Source organism: Arminella tubonensis (assembly GCF_003240585.1).
GTDB classification, from domain to species: domain Bacteria; phylum Pseudomonadota; class Alphaproteobacteria; order Rhizobiales; family Rhizobiaceae; genus Rhizobium; species Rhizobium tubonense.
Window position 1 is genome coordinate 1 of the sequence record NZ_PCDP01000019.1, and the last position, 24,308, is coordinate 24,308.

General features: G+C 59.1%; 25 protein-coding genes. 16 read left to right on the top strand and 9 right to left on the bottom strand.

Translation table 11 applies throughout. The annotated features are described in order from the left end of the window. A partial coding sequence (locus CPY51_RS06335) for a peptidoglycan-binding domain-containing protein (RefSeq protein WP_195909439.1) occupies positions 1-593 on the bottom strand: 593 nt, incomplete at its 3' end. 479 nt (positions 594-1,072) lie between these two features. Here CPY51_RS06335 and CPY51_RS32455 point away from each other — a divergent pair. From CPY51_RS32455 to CPY51_RS06345, 4 genes are all read left to right on the top strand, one after another. Next, entirely contained in the window at positions 1,073-1,216 is a 144-nt protein-coding gene (locus CPY51_RS32455) for a hypothetical protein (protein WP_154677716.1), read from the top strand. A 9-nt stretch (positions 1,217-1,225) separates the two neighbouring features. Then, positions 1,226-1,381, top strand: a complete 156-nt coding sequence (locus CPY51_RS32460) for a hypothetical protein (RefSeq protein ID WP_154677717.1) — start codon at positions 1,226-1,228, stop codon at positions 1,379-1,381. Positions 1,382-1,734: 353 nt separating this feature from the next. Further along, positions 1,735-2,250, top strand: a complete 516-nt coding sequence (locus CPY51_RS06340; protein WP_111159449.1) for a hypothetical protein — start codon at positions 1,735-1,737, stop codon at positions 2,248-2,250. 122 nt (positions 2,251-2,372) lie between these two features. After that, on the top strand, positions 2,373-2,633 hold the full coding sequence (locus tag CPY51_RS06345; RefSeq protein WP_111159450.1) for a hypothetical protein: 261 nt from the start codon (positions 2,373-2,375) through the stop codon (positions 2,631-2,633). Positions 2,634-2,781: 148 nt separating this feature from the next. On the opposite strand, the gene CPY51_RS06350 is transcribed toward CPY51_RS06345, so the two are convergent. From CPY51_RS06350 to CPY51_RS33725, 5 genes are all read right to left on the bottom strand, one after another. Continuing rightward, positions 2,782-3,774: a YihY/virulence factor BrkB family protein gene (locus CPY51_RS06350; protein ID WP_244598493.1), complete on the bottom strand. Its 993-nt coding sequence runs from the start codon at positions 3,772-3,774 to the stop codon at positions 2,782-2,784. 264 nt (positions 3,775-4,038) lie between these two features. Then, positions 4,039-4,512, bottom strand: coding sequence for a hypothetical protein (locus CPY51_RS06355; protein WP_420820673.1), 474 nt, complete (start codon positions 4,510-4,512; stop codon positions 4,039-4,041). 266 nt (positions 4,513-4,778) lie between these two features. Then, positions 4,779-5,843, bottom strand: a complete 1,065-nt coding sequence (locus CPY51_RS06365) for an IS110 family RNA-guided transposase (RefSeq protein WP_111159594.1) — start codon at positions 5,841-5,843, stop codon at positions 4,779-4,781. A 310-nt stretch (positions 5,844-6,153) separates the two neighbouring features. Next, positions 6,154-6,396, bottom strand: coding sequence for a DUF982 domain-containing protein (locus CPY51_RS06370; protein ID WP_111159452.1), 243 nt, complete (start codon positions 6,394-6,396; stop codon positions 6,154-6,156). Between the two features lie 741 nt (positions 6,397-7,137). Continuing rightward, positions 7,138-7,272 carry a hypothetical protein gene (locus CPY51_RS33725; RefSeq protein WP_275540453.1) on the bottom strand — a complete coding sequence of 45 codons (135 nt, stop codon included), beginning with the start codon at positions 7,270-7,272 and terminating at the stop codon, positions 7,138-7,140. Between the two features lie 487 nt (positions 7,273-7,759). On the opposite strand from CPY51_RS33725, the gene CPY51_RS06375 reads away from it, so the two are divergent. After that, positions 7,760-7,951, top strand: a complete 192-nt coding sequence (locus CPY51_RS06375) for a hypothetical protein (RefSeq protein WP_146260084.1) — start codon at positions 7,760-7,762, stop codon at positions 7,949-7,951. Positions 7,952-8,151: 200 nt separating this feature from the next. After that, the gene (locus CPY51_RS06380; RefSeq protein ID WP_111159454.1) at positions 8,152-8,439 is read left to right on the top strand and encodes a hypothetical protein; all 288 of its coding nucleotides are present in this window, start codon (positions 8,152-8,154) and stop codon (positions 8,437-8,439) included. Positions 8,440-8,635: 196 nt separating this feature from the next. On the opposite strand, the gene CPY51_RS06385 is transcribed toward CPY51_RS06380, so the two are convergent. Beyond that, entirely contained in the window at positions 8,636-8,962 is a 327-nt protein-coding gene (locus tag CPY51_RS06385; RefSeq protein WP_146260085.1) for a hypothetical protein, read from the bottom strand. A gap of 996 nt (positions 8,963-9,958) precedes the next feature. On the opposite strand from CPY51_RS06385, the gene CPY51_RS06395 reads away from it, so the two are divergent. Next, positions 9,959-10,537, top strand: a complete 579-nt coding sequence (locus CPY51_RS06395; protein ID WP_244598495.1) for an ankyrin repeat domain-containing protein — start codon at positions 9,959-9,961, stop codon at positions 10,535-10,537. A gap of 14 nt (positions 10,538-10,551) precedes the next feature. Continuing rightward, positions 10,552-11,067 (top strand): YHS domain-containing (seleno)protein, encoded by a 516-nt coding sequence (locus CPY51_RS06400; protein ID WP_111159457.1) that lies wholly within the window; start codon positions 10,552-10,554, stop codon positions 11,065-11,067. Between the two features lie 12 nt (positions 11,068-11,079). On the opposite strand, the gene CPY51_RS06405 is transcribed toward CPY51_RS06400, so the two are convergent. Then, entirely contained in the window at positions 11,080-13,278 is a 2,199-nt protein-coding gene (locus tag CPY51_RS06405; protein WP_111159458.1) for an adenylate/guanylate cyclase domain-containing protein, read from the bottom strand. 1,053 nt (positions 13,279-14,331) lie between these two features. Here CPY51_RS06405 and CPY51_RS06415 point away from each other — a divergent pair. The 6 genes from CPY51_RS06415 to CPY51_RS06440 all read left to right on the top strand — a co-directional run bounded on the left by CPY51_RS06415 (position 14,332) and on the right by CPY51_RS06440 (position 20,516). Continuing rightward, positions 14,332-15,054, top strand: a complete 723-nt coding sequence (locus tag CPY51_RS06415) for a FadR/GntR family transcriptional regulator (protein WP_111159460.1) — start codon at positions 14,332-14,334, stop codon at positions 15,052-15,054. Then, on the top strand, positions 15,051-16,226 hold the full coding sequence (locus CPY51_RS06420) for a PLP-dependent transferase (protein ID WP_111159461.1): 1,176 nt from the start codon (positions 15,051-15,053) through the stop codon (positions 16,224-16,226). The genes CPY51_RS06415 and CPY51_RS06420 overlap by 4 nt, the downstream gene beginning before the upstream one ends. A 43-nt stretch (positions 16,227-16,269) precedes the next feature. Beyond that, positions 16,270-17,532, top strand: coding sequence for an ABC transporter substrate-binding protein (locus CPY51_RS06425; RefSeq protein WP_111159462.1), 1,263 nt, complete (start codon positions 16,270-16,272; stop codon positions 17,530-17,532). Between the two features lie 135 nt (positions 17,533-17,667). Then, complete coding sequence (locus tag CPY51_RS06430; RefSeq protein ID WP_111159463.1) at positions 17,668-18,603, top strand: carbohydrate ABC transporter permease; 936 nt, start codon at positions 17,668-17,670, stop codon at positions 18,601-18,603. Positions 18,604-18,607: 4 nt separating this feature from the next. Beyond that, entirely contained in the window at positions 18,608-19,441 is an 834-nt protein-coding gene (locus CPY51_RS06435) for a carbohydrate ABC transporter permease (protein ID WP_111159464.1), read from the top strand. Between the two features lie 4 nt (positions 19,442-19,445). Continuing rightward, on the top strand, positions 19,446-20,516 hold the full coding sequence (locus tag CPY51_RS06440; protein WP_111159465.1) for an ABC transporter ATP-binding protein: 1,071 nt from the start codon (positions 19,446-19,448) through the stop codon (positions 20,514-20,516). Between the two features lie 15 nt (positions 20,517-20,531). On the opposite strand, the gene CPY51_RS06445 is transcribed toward CPY51_RS06440, so the two are convergent. Continuing rightward, on the bottom strand, positions 20,532-21,626 hold the full coding sequence (locus CPY51_RS06445; protein ID WP_111159466.1) for a lactonase family protein: 1,095 nt from the start codon (positions 21,624-21,626) through the stop codon (positions 20,532-20,534). 235 nt (positions 21,627-21,861) lie between these two features. On the opposite strand from CPY51_RS06445, the gene CPY51_RS06450 reads away from it, so the two are divergent. Both CPY51_RS06450 and CPY51_RS06455 read left to right on the top strand, forming a co-directional pair. Then, positions 21,862-23,022, top strand: coding sequence for a CaiB/BaiF CoA transferase family protein (locus tag CPY51_RS06450; RefSeq protein WP_111159467.1), 1,161 nt, complete (start codon positions 21,862-21,864; stop codon positions 23,020-23,022). Between the two features lie 50 nt (positions 23,023-23,072). Further along, complete coding sequence (locus tag CPY51_RS06455; protein WP_111159468.1) at positions 23,073-24,260, top strand: substrate-binding domain-containing protein; 1,188 nt, start codon at positions 23,073-23,075, stop codon at positions 24,258-24,260. Positions 24,261-24,308: the final 48 nt, after the last annotated feature.

The following is a 24,308-nucleotide window of genomic DNA, read 5'->3' on the forward strand; positions in this document are numbered from 1 at the left end:
GCCTTTAATAGATCCTCTCCCATGTGGAAACGCTCGGCCAATCCTTCGGTGACTGTCGCATATCCGAGGTATTTCATCTCCGCCATCCGAGCATAATCCTTGGGGATCGGGCCGACGACCACCGCGATGTCCTGCGCTTCAATCACGTAACTGCCAATGACCTGATTGACGCCGTCAATCGCGGCGATGACCTGGGGCCCAATCTTGGCGTCTTCCGGCAGCCGCTTCATCGCTTCGAACGCTGAGACGGCGTTGCGAAAATTGGCGCCGTCCAAACCGTCGATGACGCCCGGAGATGCTCCGGCCCGGTCGAGAAGAACCTGAAGCTTCGCGACCGCTGCCGATGGTACCTCTGCTTCGGACTTCCGTACGAGCGTTGCGACCTGCGCGGACGTCGCTGATGCGCCGATGCTACCTGTTGCGATTGGATCTACGTTATTGGGCGCAGGCTCATAAGAGGCGGGGATGGCGTCAAGCCGGGCTGCATTGATCGACGTCGCGGAGATTGGTTCTGCCCCCGAGGCAGCCGAAGCGGCGAGCGGGAAACACACCATGGTCGTTGTAAAAGCCAGAAGGCATACGGTGCGGGACATTGGTGCATTCCTTCGAGAGCGGACGAATCGCCGAGTGATCACACTTGGCGGAAATGGTTAACGGATCGATAAGACGCAACCGCGCCTCACAGGCCCGCCCGCTAAATCTCCGTGGCTGCCCCGCGACGGAACCAAACGGAGACTTGGCGATTGAGGGGCAGGCCGTATCCCATCATGCGGGCCTAAGACAGCCAGGCGTCGCGCTCCGCACAGATGCGACGCCTGGTTGCCTCTTGCCCTCTGCGAATACGCAGTTGCTGCTTCACCAGCTCGTCCTTTGGATTCGCAGTTCCAGCACGCCGGCCGATCGCCCCACGTTTCTGGAGCCGACGGCGCGTTCAAGGCGTTTGAGCTGAATGCGCGCTACCCGCAATAGAGCCCTGCGTCCGGGTGCCAGTGACTAACCCAGACGGCAGCCGCTTTATCCGGAACGATGTGCCTCCCCCCTAGTTAGACAAGGAGCCATAGGAGATGCGTTGATGACCGAAGAGAAGACCGATCCCGCTAGTGATGCCGCCCGAACCGATCCGAAGACGGCGGACGAATCTCGTGACAAGCTGAAGGAACAGGCCGAGAAGGGCCTGCGTAGCGCTAGGGACGAACCACCCAAAGATCGGGTATAGGAGGCATTCATGGCAAGAGTTCAGGATGCCTCATCGCGCCACGTTCCCGCCGAGAGCCGGTCGTCCTGGCCACAGATGGACGCTCGGGTTGCAGCAGTCTTGTGGAGCATCTGCGTGGCAATGGCAGGGCTGATCGTCATCGGGGCGGTGGTCTCAAATGTCTGAAGTCGGCTACTCAGATCCTGTACGAGCGCTGGTCAGAGCAAGCGCTACATCGTGGTTGAAGAGCAGGCTGGGCCTGGCAGATTATAGACACCTCTACCAGTCTTCCGGCTGCTAGCGACGGCAGGGAGTTCGTTCAGCTCGGTGCTCGGGATGCAAACGACCTTTGCTGAGGAATTGAACCGATGCGACGCCGAGGGAAGCAAGAGCCCTCTCCTATAGCACCCAACATAGCCGTTCAGAGACACTTTCGATGCGGTTGGAACAAAGGCGTAGCGGCGAGGTTAGCCATCATACCTTCCTCCATGATCTGCGTACGCCGACGTCGTGGTGACCGCGGTCCGAAAGACAATTTCATGAACCGATACGTTACGCAGTCCCTGTCGATTGCGACCACTGCGCTCGCGCTCCTGTCGGGCATCGCCCATGCCGACGAGGCCCCATTCCTTAAATCACTTGCAGGAAGCTGGAGCGGACAAGGCACCGTCAAGGTTCGCGTCAACGCCCCGACTATTAATGTCACCTGCCGCTTCACGTCGGATACGACAGCCGCCTCGCTGTCCCTCGGCGGCAAATGCACGAGCCTCGCCATCTTCTCCCGCGCGATCTCCGCAGACCTCGAGGCGAACGGCCCCACCTATTCCGGATCCTATGTCGGCGCCGGGACTGGCACTGCCGGCCTCAGCGGGAAGCGTGCCGGTGACACGATCAACCTAGGCATCACGTGGGCGAAAGACGTGAACGGGGATCGGAAAGCGCAGATGACAATAGAAAAAATTGGAGCGTCCGGCATGCGTCTCACCACGATCGATACGGACCCGAAGACCGGCAAGCCGGTGGTCACAAGCCGCATCGATCTCCGCCGAAGCTGATGCGAGCGGAAACGACCCAAGTGTCGTTCGTATCTAAAGCGTCAGATTTTTCAAAAGGAGCCGCATTTGGCCGAGATGGAACAAGTTCAGATCGGCGACATCGAAAAGGAGATCGGATCGCGTTGCCGATCTGGGGGACGGAGGCGAACGATCTCGTCGAACTTGCCAACAACGCGGAAAGAGCCGGGATGCAGATGGACGAGCGGACCCTGCAGCGGATGCGGGGCCTGCTCCAAACGGCTGCAGGTTGGCACGACACGCTTTTGTACTGGGAGGAGCACGATGCCGCACCCGCTTTCAGTGCCGACATTCGGGTTCTCCGGAGTTCGCTGGAGGCGATGCGCACCGAGGTTGCTGCAGCCTCAGCGTTGTTCCCACAATAGGCGTGATGCCATTGGGTCGCACCGGGCGCCACAAGAGGCCTTCAATCGCTATACAGCGATCCAATGAAATCCAAATTCGGGCTCGTGCCTCGTCAAAAGGCCAAGTTCCAACTCTGCGTCCGGTGCTGCTTGACAGGGGGCGCCGCTGTCAATCGGAGTTTCTTCCAATGGTATCGGCAACATGCGCGCCTCGTTCGCCCATCGGTCGCGGCGGGCCGACCGTCGAATCCTTTGCGGTCTGATGCTCGAGCTCCGCATTCAGCTCCGCTCCGACGATGAGGATAATGATCAATATCCAGACCCATACCATGAATGCGATGAGCGCGCCCAACGTTCCATAGGTGGCGTTGTAATTGGCAAAGTGATCGAGGTAGAAGGAAAATGCGATCGATGCGAGCAACCAGAGCAGCGTTGTCAACGCTGCTCCCCAGCTCAACCAGCGCAGCTTTGCCTGTTCGCGGCTTGGCCCATAGCGGTAGAGCAGGACGATCCCCGACAGGGTCAATCCCAGGATGGCAGGCCAACGAGCGAGGCGTATTAGGATTTCGGCCCAGCGATCAAGCCAGAGGTAGCTGAGCACCGCGGGCACGACGCCGATGGCAGCGATCAATGCGGCGGCGATGACAACAGCACCAAACGTAAAGACGAGTGAAATCAAGTTGTATCGAATGAAGCCTCTCGATTCCGCTTCTTTGTAAGCAACGTTCATCGCGTCGCAGAGAGCCTTGATGCCGTTGTTTGCGCTCCACAATGCGATAACCAGCCCGGTCACAAAGCCGATGCTGAGGGTCTGGGGCTTCTGCTCTGTCAGCGCCGTCAACTGGTTGTTGATGAGATCAAAGGACCCACGCGGGAAAAGCTGTGAAAGGAAGCCGATGTGAGTGGCGATGGTCGTTGTATCTGCGACGAAGCCATAGAGCGAGACCAGTGCGCCGAGCGCCGGGAACAATGCGAGAAGCAGATAGTAGGTTACGCCGGCAGCAATCAACGTTACGCGGTCCTCTAGGACACCCGACGTCACCCTATAGAGCACGTCCTTCAATCCCTTTGCGGGTATCTCGTTCGGCGTTTCGGCAGCGCGTCCCCGCCCCTGCTCATTCACCGCATCAACCGGCGCCCCTGTCTCAATGTGCTTGCTCACCGAATACTCCGGAGCGCGATTGGCGCAATTCCCACAAACACCTGGGAGGCGGGTAAGTTCCCTATATTGGTCAGTAAAGCGCATGTCGGCCTTTGACTCCGAGGCTTAGATCCCCTGCAGACCATTGATAGGTCCATCACCCGGGAGACGTCCGGCGGTGCTGGACGATGACATGCATCCTTCGAGCGGCTGCGGCCGGGATCGTTGCAGCTAGTTAATTTTCCGTAAAGGGCCCACTGAGAGGCTTCCCCATCGAGGGAGGATTCAATCGTACTGTTCGCCACGGCCGATCTGTTCCCGAATAGGGTCGCGGCCTAAAGGATCATCAGCCGGATCCGGATCGGCCTGGTTGGCATCCGTTAGCGATCGAACCACCTCAATTAAAGCGTCGGTGATTTCCCGTGTCGCCCAGCCGGCCTCGTTTGCCGAGGCCACGATTTCCTCCAGCACGTTGCGGACGGCGGCCCTCGCTTCCTCTGAGCGATCCTCAGCATCTTCACCTATGGGCGCCGGAAACCGGATCCTGACTGGCGCTATCCAAGCCTCCGTCAGAGTTCGAAGCTCGTCCCGACCCATCAATTCGTCGTTTGTTCCGGTCTCGCGATCGGGGTGGGAAACGGTAACTTCCATCTCCTCGGGAAGAGATAGGGCCTGCTTCGCATTCATGATGCCGACGGGAACCTGTTCTCCGACATCGTTCGTCACCGTCACTTCGACGATCTTCCTGTCCTCGGCCATGACTGTTCTCCAATGAAAGAACACAAGGGGTAAAACACCAGCATTTGCGGGCTTTTCCTTGGGTTCTGTTGTTATTTGACCGGCATTTTCGCCGATCGACTAAAGTCTCTCGTCCGCTGGACAAACATGTCCTTCGGTTCTTGAACCATGCTCCAATTCGTGACCCTGATGCCTCTCGGCTTCGGTCACAGAGTGGCGTTCGGCTCCCGGTTTCCCATTCTCCTAAATGAGCGCAGCCCAGTCCTGCCGGGCTCGCTAGCACATCATCAGGACAACCGGGATATCGTCGACGCGCCTTCCGTTGCGGTGCTGCGCGGCTCGTAAGCGCGCTGGTCACGCAGAATCTGGAAGGCGATCGTCAAAAGCTTGCGCGCGACGGCAACCCGCGCCTTGTTTGTTCCTCTAATCTTCAATTGTTCATATTGGGCACGAAGTTGCGCATCGCTGGCGATGGCGGGAGAAACCGCTTCCACGAAGGCCCAGCGCAGCCACTTGTTGCCCTGCCTGATGATCTTGCGATGATAGGTCTTGCCGCCGCTCGAATAGGTCGACGGCACAAGCCCGGCATAGGCGGCAAGCTTCTTGGCATTGCGGAAGCGGCGGACGTCGTCGATCTCCGCATCGATCAGCCGGGCGAAGAACTCGCCAATGCCGGGGATCGTCTTCAACAGCTTCACATTGGCATTGGCCTTGGTCATCGCCCGGATCGTCGTCTCCGACTGTTTGATCCGTTCATTGATGTCGCCGATGAACTCGAGGCCGCGGTCGATCTGAATGCGGTCGATTTCCGAGACGTTGACCTGTGCCAGTTGGACACGGCCCGCTTTGCCAAACAGGTCGCCGAGCTTCTTGAGCTGGGCTGTCTGCTCCGGATACCGGTCAAACACGGTAACAACCCGGTTCTTGGTCATTGTGCGCAGCCGCACGTAAAACATCCGCTCGCGCAGGGCGACGCGCAGCTCCCGTGACTTCTCGCTTGGCGCCCAGGCTTCGGGTACCAGGTCGGCGCGCAGCAGATGCGCCAAGACCGTGGCGTTGATCTTGTCGGTCTTGATCTTGGCGTCGGCGATAGCCTTCACCTTCAATGGATGGGCGAGAACGACATCATCACAAATGTCGTCGAGCCAATCGTACATCACCATCCAGTTGCGGGTCGCCGCGACAACGGCATGCGAGTTCTCACGGTACCGCTCAAGGAACCCAACAAGCGACGGGCGGTCATTCTTCACACGACCAGAGCGCAGCGTTATACCCGCCGAATCCTGCACCACCAGATGGCTGTAGGATTTGTGGTCCTCGACGCCGATATGGAAATCATAAGAGGCAGTCATGCTTCCAACTCCCTTGTTGAGATCTGCGAAACCCCAATAAGGTAAGCCGAAAGGCTGGAAGTGTGACTGTCCCTCGATCATCACCTGCATCTCAGTGATCCGTTCTCTCAGCGGGCGCGGCCTCTTTCATGCCACCTCCTTCCAAGGGGAAACTATCCGGTTCCGTTCAGTTCCGGACGGCGCCTTCGAGATCCCGCGACCGCGCTCCGGCGAAGTCGTCGAATGTTTCCGATCACCCGGTATGGGGTATGCATGCTCCTGGTAGCGAGCTGATAACCAGAGACAGCGAGAGACAGCGAGCGTCCTCGCCCTATTTGTAATCCAGGTGAGCCTCAGAGGCCGCAATCAGGAGTGCCGACCGAACCTCCTCCGGCGACTTTGCTTCATTCATGGCATCGAGAACGGTCATCTGGGCTCTGTGGCGTGCGGGACCGGTTTCATTCGGCCATTCATCCAAAAGCATCTTGCCGGCGCCCAAGACGGTGTGAACTGTCTTGTACTTGCCGGCGACAAGTATCCGAACGGGCTTGAAGGTTCGACGGTCTTTTTCCATGGATCAATCAATCATCAACGCAAATTCAGCCAGGCGGCTAACGACAACGCTGCACCAGACGACGGTCATTCCGGCCATCAGAATCCGACACATATAGCTATCTGAGTTTTCTTCACCGGTTCGCCCTCTTCCTCGGGTCGTCCTCGATATGAAACGAATGCGACTCAATGGAGCACGAAGTGATTCGTTCCGGGGTCACTCGAAAGGACTACCCCCCGCATAACGGGTAGAGCGCCCGACCAAAAGCGGTAGAAGTCCGCCCGGGTCTTGCCCTTCCCATGTTTCGGATATCCCGTAACTTGGACCGGTCCCGATTTTGGCGGGACCGAGACCGCAATCCTCCAACTCGCAGATGGAGGATTGCGGTCTGCTTCCTCCGGGGGAAAGCCGCTAGGAAATGTAATATGCAATCTCGGCCGAAAGGTTTGGTCCACCGACAGGTCCGACGGATGAGACCATGGCTCCAGCGGCTACGAGAGTACGGCGCATGCCAGGGCGGGCAGTCGACGATCGGATACCAGCACACCCCGACCACGACGACCCCATGGAATCTCGCAACATCGACCTGGTCGATGACATGCTGGAGCCAGCCTCCCTTATGTAAGCTGGGATGTCGCCGGTGATGGATTGGGTGGCCATCGTGCCAGCTCGTCTCGGACACCATGATGGGCTTACGATACCGCCGCCAAGTCGCGAGCAGGACCTTGGCGAGCGAAGTCCTCGCCGTATGCGGATCGTAGTTTACCCCGATGACGTCTTGACCGCCGAGACGATCGCATCGGTCGCCTCGAACTGACGCTCGCCAGCTCCGGCGATGGGATCATTAGTAAGAATGCCGACGTCGGGATGATGGTTGCGGGCGACGCGGCGCGGCATTCCAGCAATCGTTTGATAGAGAGACGGCTCGTTTACTGGACAAAGCCAGAGCTTCTCGTGGCCGTTCACCGAGAGCGCGGCCTCGGCGTCGCCGGCGCCTATGCTGTTCGTCCATTCCGGTGCCTAGCCTCGTAGGAAGCAGGAATGGCGTCGAGCTGCGCCAAATTGATCGAGGTCGCGGAAATGGAGTCCGCCGCAGACCCATAATTTGCGAACGCCAGGAAGCTGATCGTGCAGGACATTGGTTCGTTCCTTTGAGGGCCGCAAATCGCCGAACCACCGCCTTCGCTGAATTGGTTGACCAATCTATGAAGCACGACGTTCTCTCAATCAGGACCGTGACCCGTCAATAATAAAAGAACAACAGGAGGGCTCTTTATGGAGTGTGGGGAGACCTCGATTTGTTCGCTATCCCTAAAGGTTGATCCATTCGAAGCAACTACTTGTAATGATTGAGGCGCATGTTGAGACGCTCGGAGGTGGCGTCATGCACGACCTGTCATTCAATTGTTACGAAGACGACGCTGAAGTCATCATTGCCGCGCTGTCCGAATGGTGTCGCTCGACATCCAGCGAGCCCGATGCGCTATTAATGTCGCGGGCGATATTCTTGTTCAATCGCGGCAACGACAGCGTCGTCCGCTTAGTCGACGCTCTGAGGACCGACCTGCTGCATTAGCTCTTCAATCCATGAGATCCGGCTGCAGCGTGTGACTCCTGGCGGACCTTTTCAGGCGGTCACGCCCCTATCAAAAGGCTCCCCCACAGACGGAGGGCGGCGCCCTTCTCCTGTATACTCGCAAATCCACGGTTGTTTAACTCGACAAGGCACCCTCTACGCGTTACTCCTAGGACTTCCAGGATGTAAGAGGAACAGCCATGCTCACAACACGTAAGCACCTCCTCCCACCCCCCTCCGATCTGGTCTTCCCAGTCGCCCGGTACTACTGGAGCGGCATGGCCATCGCCGACGCTGAGGAGCTCAGGCGGCTCCGCATGCTCTGCCGCGGCTTTTACGAGCAGCTTCTCATGTTCAGGAAGCTGCAGCGCATCAGAGCGCTGACCCACGACGAGCAACGGACCAGAACCTCGGTCTTCGAACTGTTGATGATCGCATCTGGAGAGATTGTCGACCTTGAGACCGGCCCCTCGCCGGAACGGTCCTGAACGTCACGCGGTTCGCGGCCGCTCAAGAGTTATGAAAGTACCGCGAGATGGGTGACGGCGGGGACCTGTCCCTCGCACCCGTATAAGGCAGCGAAGGCATTGGTTGCAAACTTCCTCCAATCCTCAGCGCCCCTCAGCGCTCGCAGCCAACGACCGCATGTCGATGCACGCGAGGAGTTGCGTTAACCTGTCAGGCCTACAGGGTCTGTCCTGCTCTCTGACGGCGCCACCTTTCTCGAAGCGCCAGCCGACGGACTTCGTCCTGGCCGCTCGCAAGGAGAATGAAAATTCGCTCCTTCCCGTCAGGAGCTTGGACTTCGGCAACGGCGTTTCTGCCGATCAACTCCTCCATGGTTATGTCCGACACGCCTGGGATCACGGAGGTGGGCTGCGGTTCAGGATGGTAGCGGTCGAGAAATATGATCGCTGTGTTCTGCCTGTTCGTAAGCCAAAGCTGGGGAACGGCGTCGGGATGATCTTCAGGCTCGCGCTGAACTCGACTGTTCACGACTGGACGACGCATGTCTTTCCTCCAGCGTTTTGCGTTATCCTGGACGTCGGCGAGCTGCAGACCAGGAGGTCGAAAACTCGTCTGCCCATTCATCGATCATAGGAAGAAAACGGGAAAATCCCTATGCTCTTCGCGCCAGACCCGCTCAACTTTCGGAGGCGTGCGGCTAATGCACGGACAACGTTCCGTTGCAGAAGTCGTTCCACTTTTATTTGAATTTTAGGCAAGGACGAGCGGTTCGATATCCTCCACGAGACGCCGGATGGCGTGGTCAACGCTCTCAGTCGAGTCCACCGCTTTTACGATACGCTCTTGCAAGAGCCTTGGGAGGCGATATGGGAGGGGTCTGATAGGATGAGATCGCGGCGGACGGATAAGATGCTCGTCTGGCGTTTCGTTGCCCGCAGCGAGAAATCGGAAAAACCGATGCGTTCACCCTCTCGGGTGGTGAACCGCCAGCCGCAGTGAAGGTTCCAGGCTGAAGGACGGCGGATGACAAGCAGGAAATCGGCCATGCCCTGGGGGCTCGTCAACTTAGAGTTCTGATGAGGAAGCCTTCGCTATCCCTGCGCCTTCGGAGGATGCGAGCGGCAGCATGCTCGCCCCGGCTTCGCCGATGCCATGCAAGAAGACGATGAGCCGCTGATTGAGGGTGTTACGATGTTCATTCAATGTCCGCTATGAACGGCGTTCGAGAGGCTTCGATACTTGAGATACGGCCGAGCCGCGGTATTGATCGCCAGGCTGTCGTCAGGGCAGAGCGCCTGGCCATTCGTTGGAGGGTTGGATAATAAGCGACCCAAAGGTTTTGCGGAGAATTTGCGGCATTGGAGCTTTTTGCCTCGTTGGAAACATAACGTCGATGAAATACCCCTCATCATCGATCGAGGCGTGCGGGCAGATAGAGCGCTTGTCGAGCCATGTCTCTAACACTCTAAAAGTCACCTTAGCGTCTTTGATGGAAAAACGCCCCAGAGTATGCTACTGGTGGGGATGCGATGGTTTCTGATGTTATTGGTGGCTGGGTCTGCTGTGGGGAGCATGGCTGCGTCTGGGCAGTCGCTGTTCGATGCGATAGCGACTGGCGATACACAGGCCGTTGAGCGGGCGCTGGGTAGTGGTGCCAATGTCGACAGCCGAGGTCCTGATCAGGCGACGCCGCTCATCAATGCAACATTGAGCAACCAACCTTCCACAGTCGAATTGCTTCTGAGCAAGGGGGCAGACGTGACTGCGCGCAACTCTGGCGGCTTCACGCCGTTGCACGCGGCTGCCTACGTCGGCAGCGCGACGATAGCGCGACAACTGCTCGCGAAAGGCGCTCCCCTTGAAGATGCAGCCAACAAGGCTGGCGTCACGCCGCTGATGGTGGCCGGGGAGACAAATCATGCCGATGTTGCCGAGTTGCTGATCGCGCGGGGCGCCGACCCCGGCCACCCGGAAATCCATGGTTACCTTCCGATTACCCGCGCTCTTTGGAAAGGCAACAAGGATATCGTTCACCTTTACAAACAGCATGGGGTCACGTGCCCGCCGGTAAATATTCTCGGCAGCGAAGAGTGGTACCAAAAGTGCGTGAGCGACTGATTGGAGGAAGGATCATGGTCAAAACGATTTCGAGCCGCAAACTCGCAAAGTCAATGCATTTAATCACGGGAACGGCCTTCTTGGCTCTCGTGCTGGCTTATTCTGGACCGGTGCTGGCGGACGGCAGGGTCAATACGGGTTATTTCGGTGGTGTTGCCATCGATGGCTACGACCCGGTCGCCTATTTCCTGGATAATCGGGCGGTCAAAGGGTCGGAGAAAATTTCCTACGATTGGCTGGGGACACCCTGGTATTTTGCCAGCGACGAGCACCGCGAGCTGTTCAAGAAAAATCCCGTGAAATATGCGCCGCAGTATGGGGGCTACTGTGCTGCAGAGGTTGCCGGTTCAGGATCGGTCACCGTCAACATTAACCCGGAGGCTTTCGCAATCATCGACGGTAAGCTCTATTTTACATATGGTAAAGAGGCTACCCAGGCTTTTGCGATGCATGCCAGCGAAGCCGTGCCGAAGGCCGATGCGAATTGGCCGAAAAAGCAGGATGAACTGGCTAAGAATGATTATCACTGAGGTTACGGCGGTCTAGTTGACCGCGGCGAAGTGGAACACCGTGCCCGAGTTGACATAGGTATAGTCTTCGCCAGTTTCTCCATTGCGTTTGTAAACGGGACCGCAATCAGGCCGCCCAAACATGTTCTCGCTCTGCTCGCACAACAGGTCGCGATCGACATAGAGTTTTGCGGTATACATTCGGGTCATGGAGCGAAATCCGGCATTGCCATCCTGTCCGATCTGTAGGATGGCCGGTTGACCGCCCGGTTCGAGTTTGCCCTGCAACGTGTGGCCGAGAACGAGGGGCGCCAGGACCGCGCCCCTCACCCGGTCCTTTTCGTCAGCGGTGAACCCGAACGGCCACTCGGGCAAGCCAGCCTGGTGCAGCGCGTCTATGATCAGTGCCAAATCCTCAGCATTGCGAAAATGCGCATAGCCGATCCGCCATGCAGCCAAAGACCGCTCATTGAACGATTCGGATCCGGATAGCAGTTGTAACCCCCCGGCAAGTGCCGTCCGCGCATCCGGCAGGCGATTGGCGCGGGCGTAGGCCGCGGCGAGCACTATCCTAAATTCGCTAACCGCCGGTGCGTCGTCGCGAGTGCGTTCGAGCGTTTCGATGGCGTTGGAGGTGTCTCCTTTCAGGAGAAAGACGAGGCCGGCGATTTCCCGGTCGATAGCAGATAGATTGGGGTCGAGCCTCAGTGCCGTTTCGACGGCCGCACCCGCCTCGGCGTGATTACCTGCAAACAACTGGACGTAGCCTAGTGCGATCTGTGCTGCTGCGTCGCCCGGACTGAGCGCGACGGCGCGCTCCGCAGATGCGATCGCTTCCTCGTAGCGACGATCCACGACCTGCATGATGCCGAGAATGGCGTAGGGCGACGAGAGGTCCGGATCGAGCTTCAAGGCGAGGCTCGCCTTCTCATACGCCCTCTTCCGCGCAGGGGCGCTCTGAATTATGTCGTTGAAGTTAGCGCGCCAGACATTGACGGTTGTGCGCGCGTCCAAAGCAAAGGCCTCGGCGAAAGAAGGATCAAGCTCCTCTGCCTTGTCATAAAACGCCAGCGCCTGTTGCAGCGCGTTGCGTTCGCCGTTGCGTGCTGCCTGCTCGCCACGCAGAAAGTAGTCGTAGGCTTCAAGATTTGCCGTCGGCGCGCGCGACAGGCGCTTAGCTTCAGTAGCCGAAGGCTCTATGCCGAGCGCGCTGACCAGCTCTCGCCGCAAGTCGTCCTGAATGGCGAATACATCCGCTGCGCGGCGGTCGAAGCGGTCAGCCCAGACATTCTTGCCGCTCGTCATGTCGACGAGATGCGCGTTGATGCGGAGCTGTTCGCCGGCCCGCCGAACGCTGCCTTCGACCAAATAGCGCACCCCCAGCTCGCGCGCCGCGTCTGCAAGGACGACAGGCTTGCCCTTATAGGGGAAGACGGAATCGCGGGCGATGACATCTACGCCGGCAAGTTTGGCGAGGTCGGTGATCAGATCTTCAGTGATGCCGTCTGAGACATAGTCCTCCTTCGGATCGCCGCTCAGGTTGGCAAATGGCAGGATAGCGACCGAAGTCCGCTGCGGAGCTAAAGGCTTGCGCCAATCGAACTGGAACGCAACAGTTGCGACGGCAATCAGCAGCGCCGCAATTCCGATCGCCGGCAGGATCACCGTGCGAGCGCTCGGCCGATGGGACGTCCCGGTGACCTCTCCCGCCGCGCTGGAATCGAGCAGAACGCGGTAAACGCGAACCGGGTCAACAATGTTCTTGAGCCTCTTCTCGCCAAGGCTAGTGAATTCAACATCGGCCTTGTGAACGACATGATCGAAGGCTGTGCCCGAGATGCAAATGCCGCCGGGCTCAGCCAAACCCTCGAGCCGCGCGGCGACGTTGACGCCGTCACCGTAAAGATCGTCGTCCTCGACGATAACATCGCCTAGATTTACGCCAATGCGGAAGCGAATTTTCCGCGCCTCCGGGACGGCCGGATCGTGCTCGGCCATCTTTCGTTGGATCGCTACGGCGCACTGCACTGCATCGACCACGCTGGCAAACTCGACCAGCGCACCATCGCCCATGAGTTTGATGAGGCGGCCTCGAAACTCTGCGACGGCGGGGTCGAACAACTCGCGGCGGCAGATCTTTAGCCGCTCCAGTGTTCCGACCTCTTCCTTCCCCATAAGGCTGCTGTAGCCGACTACGTCAGCGGCCAGGATCGCGGTAAGCCGTCGCTCCATTTATGTGCCTCGCGCGTTCGACGCTGGCTCAGGCAGTTTGCCAAAAGGCGTATTCGACTCGTATTCCGGAAACCGGAATGTGTCCAGCCGGCACACCGTCCGGCCGTCTGACCGTTCGCAGTTCTTCAATTAGGGGACCGTCTCGGCCCATTTTCGCTTCAATTCGTCCCTTACGGCGAAATGGAAACCCTTCCGGATATCAAACAGAACTGCGACGAGGGCGTCATCTGGGGTCGTTAATTCCGACAGTAGGACGTCTCTCGTTTTGATCACTTCTGCATGCCATGCGGGGCGAAGCTCTCCAGCGGGATGTCGGTAAGAATTTATTTGTTCAAGTCCTTCGTCGCCATTTAACGTGCGCATACCTGTTTTTGATCGCGCATAGTACCTCACCTCAAACTCAGTCGAGGCGTTATCAAATTTCTTGGGAATTCTTATCCCAATGCCAGTCATTACTCCTGCCCCTTGAATTTTCTAGGCTCGTGAGAGCCGCGGCGGGTATAACAATCGTCCGTAATTCAAGATTTGCGAGATCGATCGCTTTCTGAGTAATCGTCGATTGGTTTGGCAAATGTCGTTGCCAAGTCAGCAAGCTGGCGAGGGCAGTGCACTGGGAAGTAGGCTGGGACACAAGAGTGGATATTTGGTCCCCCGGCACCCTGATCTGGCACCTTGGCAATGCCGGCCTGGGTCCAGTTATCCACCGCGACAGTTGCCTGAAGTTCATACGGGCCGCGCGATGGCGATCTCCTGACAAACATGCAGTCTCTGAACTCAGGCCTTACTCGTCAGCCTTTCTACCGAGTAACGCCGAGGCCGCTCCCTTAAAATGTTTCAAATCAGTGGCTTAAGAGATGGGTTCGGTCGAGTGCTCAAAGGTTAGGGCTATCGTCAAAGGTACTTCGAGGCCATTCCGGAGGTCCAAAAGGACATTGCGAGCGACCCGGACCAGCCGCTCGCCGATCCGCACTTGACATTAGCAAGACGGCACATAATGCTAGGATGTCAGACCAATTTTGTGATCGGCCTGTATCAAAAGAATATCGGGGAACGATGAAGGCGAACCACCTAGACAGGCCGGCGATAGCGCCGCTTCCAGCGATCGATCGTGCCCGCCAGGTCACCGAGGCGCTGGCAAGCTATGTGCAGCGGGCGAGCCTCAAGGCCGGCGACCGCTTACCTGCCGAGCGCGAGCTGATGACCGCACTGGCTGTCGGACGCTCGACGATCCGCGAGGCGATCAGCCATTTCCAGGCATTGGGCGTCATCGAAACCCGAAAGGGAAGCGGAACCTATCTGCTGAAGCCCGTTTCCTCGGCAACAATCCACATGCCCTTGTCGTTCGACCCCGTGCATCTGCGCGACGCCTTGCTGCAGACACTCGAAGTTCGCCGCGGCATCGAAGTCGAGGCGGGCATGGTCGCCGCTCGAAAGCGAACCGCCGAAGACCTTGTCATCATCGAGGCGAAGCTGGTTGAAATGGAGCGGGTTCAGATATTGAAGGGCGCCGCCGGTCCGGAAGACCTCGCATTTCACCTTGCCGTCTACGACGCCACCCACAACCCGCTGTTCAAGCAATTGCTCGAGCAGATGCGCGAGGCCTTCGAGCGCTTCTGGACCCATCCTTTCGACCGGCTGGACTTTGCCCGCCGGTCCTTTCCCTTTCACCGCACCCTTTTCAACGCCATCGTCGCCGGGCATCCCGAGGCCGCCCGTCTGGAAACGTTGAAGATTCTCGAAATTGTCGAAGAAGACATCAAGGACATGTCCCAATGAGCAACGGCTCCGATCCGTTCGATCTTGCTTCCCTCATCGTCGCGCATGACGAAGGCAACGCCTTCGAAGCAGTGGTGCCGCCGATCGTGCAGACCTCACTTTTCACTTTCACCGACTACGATGACATGATCGCCTCCTATCGCGGCGAAAAGGTTCGGCCGATCTATACGCGGGGCCTCAACCCCACCGTCCGCATGTTCGAGGAAATGCTCGCAAAGCTCGAGGGCGGCGAAGACGCGCTCGGTTTCGCAAGCGGCATGGCCGCCATATCGTCGACGGTTTTGAGTTTCGTCGAGCCGGGAGATCGCATTGTCGCGGTCAAGCATGTCTATCCTGACGCGTTCCGGCTTTTCGGCACCATCCTTCAACGCATGAGGGTCGAGGTTACCTATGTCGACGGCCGCGACGAAGAGGCCGTCGCCCGGGCTCTTCCCGGCGCCAAGCTGTTTTACATGGAAAGCCCAACCAGCTGGGTGATGGAGGCACATGACGTCGGGGCGCTTGCAGCGCTTGCCAAGGCCCATGGCGTCCTGACCGTCATCGACAACAGCTGGGCAAGCCCTATCTTCCAGCAGCCCCTGGCGCTCGGCGTCGATCTTGTCATTCATTCCGCTTCAAAATATCTCGGCGGCCATAGCGACGTCGTCGCCGGCATTGTCGTCGGGTCGAAGGCGCTGATTGGTCGGGTCCGCGCCGAAGCCTACCCATATCTTGGCGGCAAGCTGTCGCCCTTCGACGCCTGGCTGCTGATCCGTGGCCTCAGGACCCTGCCCATCCGCATGAAGGCGCACGAAGCATCGGCGATGACCATCGCCAAACGTCTCCAGGATCTCGATATCGTCGAAACCGTCTGCCATCCGGGTCTCGCCAACCGACTGCCGAACGGCTTGACCGGCACATCAGGCCTGTTCTCGTTTATCTTCCGCGAAGGCATCGATATCCGCGCCTTCGCCGATCGTCTGAAGCTCTTCAAACTCGGCGTCAGCTGGGGCGGCCATGAAAGCCTGATCGTGCCGGGCCAAGTCGTCCTTCAGCAAAAGGCCCAGCCGAATTCCGCGCATGCCTTCGGCATTCATCCGCGGTCCGTGCGTCTCCATGTCGGCCTTGAAGGAACCGAGGCGCTGTGGAGCGATCTTGAAGCTGCGATGGCTGCTTCTTCTGGTTCCAACTGAAAAATCAGGAACTTAAACCTAGCTCATAAAAGGGGGAACTACCATGAAAAGACTTTTGACTGCCGCATTGTTCGCCGCCCTGATGTCCGGCACTGCATTTGCCGACACAACGATCAAGCTGGTGGAAGTGATCACCAGCCCGGAGCGAACCGAGACCCTGAAATCGATCGTCGGCAAATTCGAAGCCGCCAATCCCGGCACGAAGGTGGAAATCACCTCCCTGCCCTGGAACGAAGCCTTCCAGAAATTCGCAACCATGGTGTCTGCGGGTGAAATTCCCGACGTCGTCGAGATGCCCGATACATGGCTTTCGCTCTATGCCAATAACGGAATGCTTGAAAGCCTCGAGCCCTATATCGCCAAGTGGCAATACACGTCAGGCCTGACCGACCGTGCCCTCGAGCTCGGCCGCTATGTCAACAACACCGCCTACATGCTGCCCTACGGGTTCTATCTCCGCGCGCTGTTCTACAACAAGAAGCTCCTCGCCGAAGCAGGCGTCACCGAGCCTCCAAAGACGATGGACGAGTTCGTTTCTGACTCGGAGAAGGTATCGAAGATCCAGGGCAAATACGGCTACTGCATGCGTGGCGGACCGGGCGGCCTCAACGGCTGGATGATCTTCGCTGCCTCGATGGCCGGCTCGAACACGTATTTCAACGACGACGGCACGTCGACGATGAACAGCCCGGGCTGGGGCAAGGGCATCTCCTGGATGGTCGACCTCTATAAGAAGGGCCTGGCGCCGAAGGATAGCGTCAACTGGGGTTTCAACGAAGTTGTCGCCGGCTTCTACAGCGGCACCTGCGCCTTCCTCGACCAGGATCCGGATGCGCTTATCGCCATCGCCGACCGCATGAAGCCGGAAGACTTCGGCGTCACACCTCTCCCGAAGGGCCCGGATGGCAAATCTTTCCCGACCATCGGTTACGCCGGTTGGTCGATGATGACGGCCAGCCAGAACAAGGACCTGTCCTGGAAGCTGATCGCGACGCTTGAGGGCCCGGAGGGCAATGTCGAGTGGAACAAGAAGATCGGCGCATTGCCGATCCATAAGGCGGCTGAAAAGGACCCGTTCTATGCGGGCGACCAGTTCAAAGGTTGGTTCGAAGAGCTTGCCGACAAGAACGTCGTCCCGACTGTCATGCCGACCTATCTCGAGGAGTTCGCCTACTTCAAGGATTCGCTTGCTATCAAGACCAGCGAGCAGGCGCTGCTTGGCGACATTTCGCCGGAGGACCTGTCCAACCAGTGGGCGGATTACCTGACAAAGGCCCAGCAGAAATTTCTCGCGACCAAAAAATAATCTGGGCCTGACAAACATGCCGGAGCGAAGAAATTCGCTTCGGCACCGGCGGCAACAACGCCAGCAAGACCTCCATTCCATGAATTGGCCGGCATGCTCCAGGGCAGATGCCGGCAAACGGGAAACACCTGCCTGATGACGATTTCCGCCGTCCCGATCGATCCGCGACCCGTCAGGAGACCCCTGAGGAAGCGGATCGCCATTGCGACCGAGGCCTATCTGTATAGCGCCCCAACCTTGATCCTGATCGTGGCCGTCATGCTTGTGCCACTCGTCCTTGGCATCTCTTATGCCTTCCGCGACATTCAGCTTCTGAAGCCGTTCTCCGGCGGTTATGTCGGCCTTGAACACTTTCGGGAGCTTGCCAAGGACAAGGCATTTTACGGAGCGCTTAAAAACACACTGTGGTGGACCGGCGCGTCTGTCTTCCTGCAATTTATCTTCGGACTGATTCTGGCTCTGCTGCTCGACAAGCCTTTTTGGGGGCGAGGCGTCGTCCAGGCATTGGTCTTCCTGCCCTGGGCGGTACCGACATTCCTGACCGGCCTCAACTGGGCGTGGCTTTTCAACCCCGTCATCGGACCCATTCCCCATTGGCTTTATGCTCTCGGTTTAATGGACCAGCCGGACAATATCCTGTCCAGTCCCTACTATGCGATGTGGGGTCCGATCATCGCCAATGTCTGGTGGGGCATCCCGTTTTTCGCGATCACCCTGCTCGCCGCATTGCAGGCCATTCCGCGCGACCTCTACGAGGCCGCAGCGATCGATGGCGCCGGCGGTTTTCAGCGCTTTCGCTCCATCACCCTGCCCTTCCTGGCCCCCACAATCGCCATCACAGTCCTGTTGCGGACGGTCTGGATTGCCAATTTTGCCGATTTGATCGTCGTCATGACCAATGGCGGTCCCGCCGACCGGACGCAGATCGTCGCAAGCTATATCTTCACCCAGGCTTTCAAGCGGCTGGACTTCGGCTACGCGTCCGCAATCGCCCTCGTGCTGCTCGTCTTGCTGATGATTTATTCAATGCTTGTCGTGTTGTTGCGCCAGACGCTGCTGAACAAGGATTGACGCAATGAGAGCCAAACCCGTCCTCCTCACAGTTGCCCATCGGCTTGCAATCCTCGCCTATGTCGTCTTCGCCCTTTTTCCGCTGTTCTGGCTGCTGAAGGTCTCGCTGACACCAAATGACCTCCTTTATACCGAAGGCGTGCGGATGTGGCCGTCGCGGATCACCTTCGATCATTTCGCTTTCGTACTGAAGCACAGCGACTTTCCGATCTTCTTCCGCAACAGCCTGATCGTTGCCGGCTCCACGTCGGTCGTGGTGACGATCCTGGCATCGCTGTCGGGCTATGCTCTTTCGCGCTTCACGTTCAAGGGGAAATACTGGATCGTCGGGCTGATGCTGCTGACGCAGATGTTTCCGCTTGTCATGCTGGTTGCGCCGATTTTCAAGATCCTGTCGCCGCTCGGCTTGACCAACAGCCTTACGGGGCTGGTCATCGTCTACACGGCCTTCAACCTGCCTTTCGCGACATTCCTGATGCAATCCTTCTTCGACGGCATTCCCAAGGACCTGGAAGAGGCCGCCATGATCGACGGCGCAACCCAGTTCATCGCCTTCCGCCAGATCATCCTGCCGTTGACCTTGCCCGGCATCGCAGCAACGCTCGGCTTCGTCTTTACCGCCGCCTGGAGCGAACTGCTCTTTGCGTTGATGCTGATTTCCAGCAATTCGGCATCGACCTTCCCGGTCGGCCTTTTGACCTTCGTATCGAAATTCTCCGTCGACTTCGGACAGATGATGGCCGCGGGCGTCCTAGCGCTGATCCCGGCCTGCATCTTCTTCCTGCTCATCCAACGCTATCTCGTTCAGGGCCTGACGGCCGGCGCGGTCAAAGGTTAGAAAAATGGCATCCATCGATATCCGCAACATCCAGAAATCCTACGGCAAGGTCCCCGTGCTGCACGGCGTCGACCTCGAGATCAAAGACGGCGAGTTCGTCGTGCTGGTCGGGCCGTCGGGATGCGGAAAATCGACGCTGCTGCGGATGATCGCCGGGCTCGAGGACGTCACCTCGGGCGAAATCCGGATCGCCGGAAATCGCGTCAACGACCTCGCCCCCAAGGATCGCGACATCGCCATGGTGTTCCAGTCCTATGCGCTCTATCCGCATATGAGCGTTGCCGACAATATGAGCTACAGCCTCCGCCTGAAGAAGACGCCGCGCGAGCGCATTGCCTCCGTCATCGCCGGCGCCGCCGCCAAACTTGGTCTCGGTCCATTGATGGAGAGGCGCCCCAAGGCATTGTCCGGCGGACAGCGCCAGCGCGTCGCCATGGGCCGCGCCATCGTGCGTGAACCAAAGGCCTTTCTCTTCGACGAGCCGCTCTCCAACCTCGATGCCCGACTTCGCGAGCAAATGCGCGCCGAGATCAAGAAGCTGCACGCGGATCTGAAGGCCACGTCCATCTATGTCACCCACGACCAGATCGAGGCAATGACGCTGGCCGACAGGATCGTTGCCATGCATGCGGGCATCGTCCAGCAGGTCGGCAGCCCGCTCGAGCTATACGACCGCCCTGCCAATCTCTTCGTGGCGGGCTTCATCGGTTCTCCAGGCATGAATTTTCTGGAGGCTACCTACGAGCTGTCGGGCGACAACGCCGGCATCAGGCTGAAAGATGGAACGCTCGTCGCGCTCGCAGAGCCGGCGCCACTGGCGAACGGGTCGGCCGTGACGCTTGGCATCAGGCCAGAGCATGTCGTGATGACCGAGGATGGAAGCGGCATGGCCGCCAATCTCGAATTGATCGAGCCGACCGGTTTTGGCATCATCCTGCATTTGAGCCTTCATGGCCTGCCGTTCAAGATATTCACGCTCGATCGGGAGGCGCTCAAAGTCGCGTCATCCGTCCTGGTTTCCTTTCCGCAGCAATACCTGCATATCTTCGACGAGAGCGGCAACCGGGCCGGTTAGGCATCGGAACGTCGATCAGCGGACGATGCGCACGCACATCGGGGTGCCGATCTCTATTGTGACTTCGGTGTCCATCAGCGCCCCGGTCTGGGCATCTCGTTCGAAAATCGAAATGCGGTCGCTGTTCTGATTGGCGCAGAAGAGGTGCCGGCCCGAGGGCGTGAGCGCCAGATTGCGCGGCGTGGCGCCGCCGCAGGGAAAGAAGCCGACTTGCGACAGCTTGCCGCTGGCGGGGTCCGTCTCAAAGACAACGATGCTGTCATGACCGCGATTGGAGCCATAGAGGAAGCGGCCATCCGGCGAGATCTGGATGTCGGCGCAATGGTTTTCCTCAAGGTTCTCCTCAGGCACGGCCGGCTGTGCGTCGATGGCCGTCAGCTTGCCCGTATGACTATCGATGGCGAAGCTTGAGATCGTCGAATTCAGCTCGTTCATGACGAAGAGGAATTCTCCGTTCGGATGGACCGCGATATGGCGAGGTCCGGCGCCCGGCGCGGTCTTCGTCAAGGCCAGCGCCTGCAGCGCGCCACCTTCGCTCAGCCGATAGGACACCAGGCTATCGGTGCCAAGGTCCGCGACGACAACGATCCCGCCGGCCAGTTCGGCGACGCTGTGGGCGTGGCTGCGCTCCTGCCGGCTTTCATTCGGGCCGGTGCCTTCATGGGCAACACTGGTGATCGGCGGCGCCAACCCGCCGTCGTCGCGGATGCTATAGACCACGACTGCCTGGTCCGGGCCGCCGCTGCCCATGCCGTAGTTGGCGACTATAAGCTTGCGGTTGTCACGCGTCACGGCGTTGTGCGCAGTTATGCTGCCGAGCGTCGGCTGCATGTTGAGATAGGTCAATGTCCCCGCCTCGCGATCGAAGCGGAACGCGCTGACGAGACCTTCCTTCCAACCATAAATCTCCGAATTGGCGTAGATATGTGTGCCGCCCGCGTCGACGGACAGGAAGGTCGGGTTTTCAATTTCCGGCGCCACGTCCAGCTTTTGGACCTCGAGCGTTTCCTCGTCGAAGCTATAGGCGGCAAGGCCATTGCCACGCGCGCCCTGGAAGTAGGGTGCTTCGCGATTGAGCGTTCCGACGAAGGCGATATATTGAGAACCCATGCTTTCCTCCAATAGATGCAGTCGAATTCCAAGAGCAATCTTAAATTGCGTAAGCGTCTTCCACGGTTGCGGTATAGACTTCGGTAAACGAAGAGGCTAGCGCCTTCTGTCAGGACTTGCAAAAGCGATCCATATGTGAAAATATTCTTCACATAAGAAGAGTTGAGCGAGGCGTGGTGCCTCCGGAAGTCCACCTTTTGCCCCGGCTTGGCAAGACGACGGGAGGTGCGTGTCGATGAGTGTGGGTCGTGATTTGCCGCTGGCCGGCCTCGTTGTTGTTGACATGAGCCAGTTCCTTTCCGGTCCCTATTGCACCCTGCGCCTGATGGACCTCGGCGCGCGGGTCATCAAGATCGAACGACCGGATGGTGGCGATCTCTCACGCGGGCTTTATCTCAGCGATGGCGAAAGCGGCGATTCGACCATCTTTCACGCCATCAACCGATCGAAGGAGAGCCTGGCGATCGATTTGAAGAGCGAACGCGACATGCGGGCGCTGAAGACCTTGATCGCCAAGGCCGACGTGCTCGTCCAGAACTTTCGCCCCGGCGTGATCGAGCGGCTGGGCCTCGACTACCAAGCCGTGCAGGCGGTCAACCCGCGCCTCGTCTATTGCTCGATCAGCGGCTATGGCGCCGAAGGCCCATGGGTCAAGCGTCCGGGCCAGGATCTCCTGGCCCAGGCGCGCTCCGGCGTCATGTGGCTGAACGGCGACGAGGGCCAGGGGCCGGTGCCGTTCGGGCTGGCGATCGGCGACATGCTTGCCGGCGCCGATGCGGCACAGGGCATCCTGGCCGCATTGGTGCGCAGAGGCATGACCGGCAAGGGCAGCCTGGTGGAAACCAGCTTGTTCGAGGCGCTGATCGATTTCCAGGTCGAAGTTCTGACGGTCCATATGAACAGCGGCCACAAGCTGCCGAAGCGCTCCTCGGTTCAGGGCGCGCACGCTTACCTCTCGGCACCCTATGGGGTCTATCAGGCGACCGATGGCTTCATCGCAATCGCAATGACGCCAATTCCCAAACTCGCGGAGCTTCTGGACATGCCAGAGCTTGCGCCCTATCGCGACGATCCGACAACATGGCTCACGGCGCGCGACGAGATCAAGGCGTTGATCGCCGGTCGCATCGCGGCCGGGACTGTCGATCGATGGCTGGCCATTCTCGAGCCTGCTGACATCTGGTGCGCTCGCGTCCTGAACTGGAATGAGCTATTGGCCAGCGAAGCGTTCCAGGTCCTCGACATGCTGCAAACGGTAAAGCGCGAAGACGGCGTCTCGATCACCACGACGCGTTCGCCCGTCCGCATCAACGGGGCACGCGCAAAATTCGATCGGGCAGCGCCGCGCGTCGGCGAACACAATGACGCGATCTGGAAAGAGTTCGGACTGGACTAGCGTGCCGGCCCGGGAGAGGGGCTGGATCAACAAGGTGGAGGAGAACCAACATGAGGAAAACAATGGGTGGCCTTGTGGCCGCGGCGGCAATGCTGTCGGTGACGACGCATGTCTATGCGCAGGATGTGACAGCCGTCGTCAAAGGCCTGCCGGACCTGCTGAAAGCGCAATATGACGGCGCGCCGCAGAAGGTGCTGCCATCGGCATGGGACAACTGGACGCCGCCGCCAAAGCCCTGGAAATGGTGCCACTCGGAATCCTACCAGGGCAATCCGTGGCGCGTCACCGTCACCAAGGAACTGAAGCGCCTCGTCGACGGCCTGATCGCCGACGGTACGGTTTCAAGCTTCGAAGTCTCCGATTCCAACAACGATGTCAGCCAGCAGATCAATCAGATCCGCGCCTTCATCGACAAGAAATGCTCGATCATCACCTCGATCCCCGGCTCGGCGACCGCGCTGGACGATGCGATCGCGGCTGCGGCCAAGGCGGGTATTCCGTTCATCACCGCCGCCGGCTCGGTCACCAGCCCGAACGCGATCAATGTCGATTCCAACTATGCCCGCTGGGGCTACGACATGATGACCGCGATCAACAAGTCGCTGCCGAGCGGCGGCAGCGTGTTGATGGTCGAAGGCATCGCCGGCCACCCGATCGTCGCGCAGGAACGCAAGGGCGGCGACAAGGCGCTGGCCGAAGACAAGGGCCTCAAGGTGTCGCGCAGCGTCAACGGCAACTGGACGGCCAACGTTACCAAGACGGTCGTGCTGCAGGCGATCGCCACCAATCCGGCGAAGATTGATGCTGTATGGTCGACGGGAAGCGAGAGCCGCGTCATCGCCGAGGCTTTTGCCCAGGCCGGCCGCCCGGCCCCGCTGATCACCGGCTCGCTCACCGGCGACGCGCTCGGCTACTGGAAGGCCAATCCGGACAAGTACCGCTTCGAGGGCCATGCTCTCCTGCCGCACTGGACGGCCCAGACCTTGTTCCGGGTCGGAGCCCGCATGCTCGACGGCCAGAAGCCGAAGCTCAACACGCTGATGATCGCGATCCCGGCCGTGCATGAAGCCGACCTCGGAAAATGGTACAAGGACTGCATGACGCCGGACGCGGTTTCCATCTTCCCGGTTCCGCCGACCGATCCGATGCCTGAAGACCTGCTGGACGCCTATTTCGCGGGCGCCAAGCCGACCATCGGCTGGGATTATTCGAAGACGCCGGACGCTTGCGCCAAGTGACCGAACCAGGATCGCAGCTCCCGTTCGGGCTGCGATCCGTTCTTTTCA

Bases quoted from the DNA above. Each gene is read 5' to 3' on its own strand.
- CPY51_RS06380 (WP_111159454.1), top strand. From the start codon at position 8,152: ATGCTCACAACACGTAAGCACCTCCTCCCACCCCCCTCCGATCTGGTC.
- CPY51_RS06425 (WP_111159462.1), top strand. From the start codon at position 16,270: ATGAAAAGACTTTTGACTGCCGCATTGTTCGCCGCCCTGATGTCCGGC.
- CPY51_RS06445 (WP_111159466.1), bottom strand. From the start codon at position 21,626: ATGGGTTCTCAATATATCGCCTTCGTCGGAACGCTCAATCGCGAAGCA.
- CPY51_RS06365 (WP_111159594.1), bottom strand. From the start codon at position 5,843: ATGACTGCCTCTTATGATTTCCATATCGGCGTCGAGGACCACAAATCC.
- CPY51_RS06400 (WP_111159457.1), top strand. From the start codon at position 10,552: ATGGTCAAAACGATTTCGAGCCGCAAACTCGCAAAGTCAATGCATTTA.
- CPY51_RS33725 (WP_275540453.1), bottom strand. From the start codon at position 7,272: ATGCCGCGCCGCGTCGCCCGCAACCATCATCCCGACGTCGGCATTCTT.
- CPY51_RS06405 (WP_111159458.1), bottom strand. From the start codon at position 13,278: ATGGAGCGACGGCTTACCGCGATCCTGGCCGCTGACGTAGTCGGCTAC.
- CPY51_RS06340 (WP_111159449.1), top strand. From the start codon at position 1,735: ATGAACCGATACGTTACGCAGTCCCTGTCGATTGCGACCACTGCGCTC.
- CPY51_RS06450 (WP_111159467.1), top strand. From the start codon at position 21,862: ATGAGTGTGGGTCGTGATTTGCCGCTGGCCGGCCTCGTTGTTGTTGAC.
- CPY51_RS06375 (WP_146260084.1), top strand. From the start codon at position 7,760: ATGCACGACCTGTCATTCAATTGTTACGAAGACGACGCTGAAGTCATC.
- CPY51_RS06455 (WP_111159468.1), top strand. From the start codon at position 23,073: ATGAGGAAAACAATGGGTGGCCTTGTGGCCGCGGCGGCAATGCTGTCG.
- CPY51_RS06395 (WP_244598495.1), top strand. From the start codon at position 9,959: ATGTTATTGGTGGCTGGGTCTGCTGTGGGGAGCATGGCTGCGTCTGGG.
- CPY51_RS06435 (WP_111159464.1), top strand. From the start codon at position 18,608: ATGAGAGCCAAACCCGTCCTCCTCACAGTTGCCCATCGGCTTGCAATC.
- CPY51_RS32460 (WP_154677717.1), top strand. From the start codon at position 1,226: ATGGCAAGAGTTCAGGATGCCTCATCGCGCCACGTTCCCGCCGAGAGC.
- CPY51_RS06430 (WP_111159463.1), top strand. From the start codon at position 17,668: ATGACGATTTCCGCCGTCCCGATCGATCCGCGACCCGTCAGGAGACCC.
- CPY51_RS06355 (WP_420820673.1), bottom strand. From the start codon at position 4,512: ATGGCCGAGGACAGGAAGATCGTCGAAGTGACGGTGACGAACGATGTC.
- CPY51_RS06415 (WP_111159460.1), top strand. From the start codon at position 14,332: ATGAAGGCGAACCACCTAGACAGGCCGGCGATAGCGCCGCTTCCAGCG.
- CPY51_RS06440 (WP_111159465.1), top strand. From the start codon at position 19,446: ATGGCATCCATCGATATCCGCAACATCCAGAAATCCTACGGCAAGGTC.
- CPY51_RS06385 (WP_146260085.1), bottom strand. From the start codon at position 8,962: ATGCGTCGTCCAGTCGTGAACAGTCGAGTTCAGCGCGAGCCTGAAGAT.
- CPY51_RS32455 (WP_154677716.1), top strand. From the start codon at position 1,073: ATGACCGAAGAGAAGACCGATCCCGCTAGTGATGCCGCCCGAACCGAT.
- CPY51_RS06420 (WP_111159461.1), top strand. From the start codon at position 15,051: ATGAGCAACGGCTCCGATCCGTTCGATCTTGCTTCCCTCATCGTCGCG.
- CPY51_RS06370 (WP_111159452.1), bottom strand. From the start codon at position 6,396: ATGGAAAAAGACCGTCGAACCTTCAAGCCCGTTCGGATACTTGTCGCC.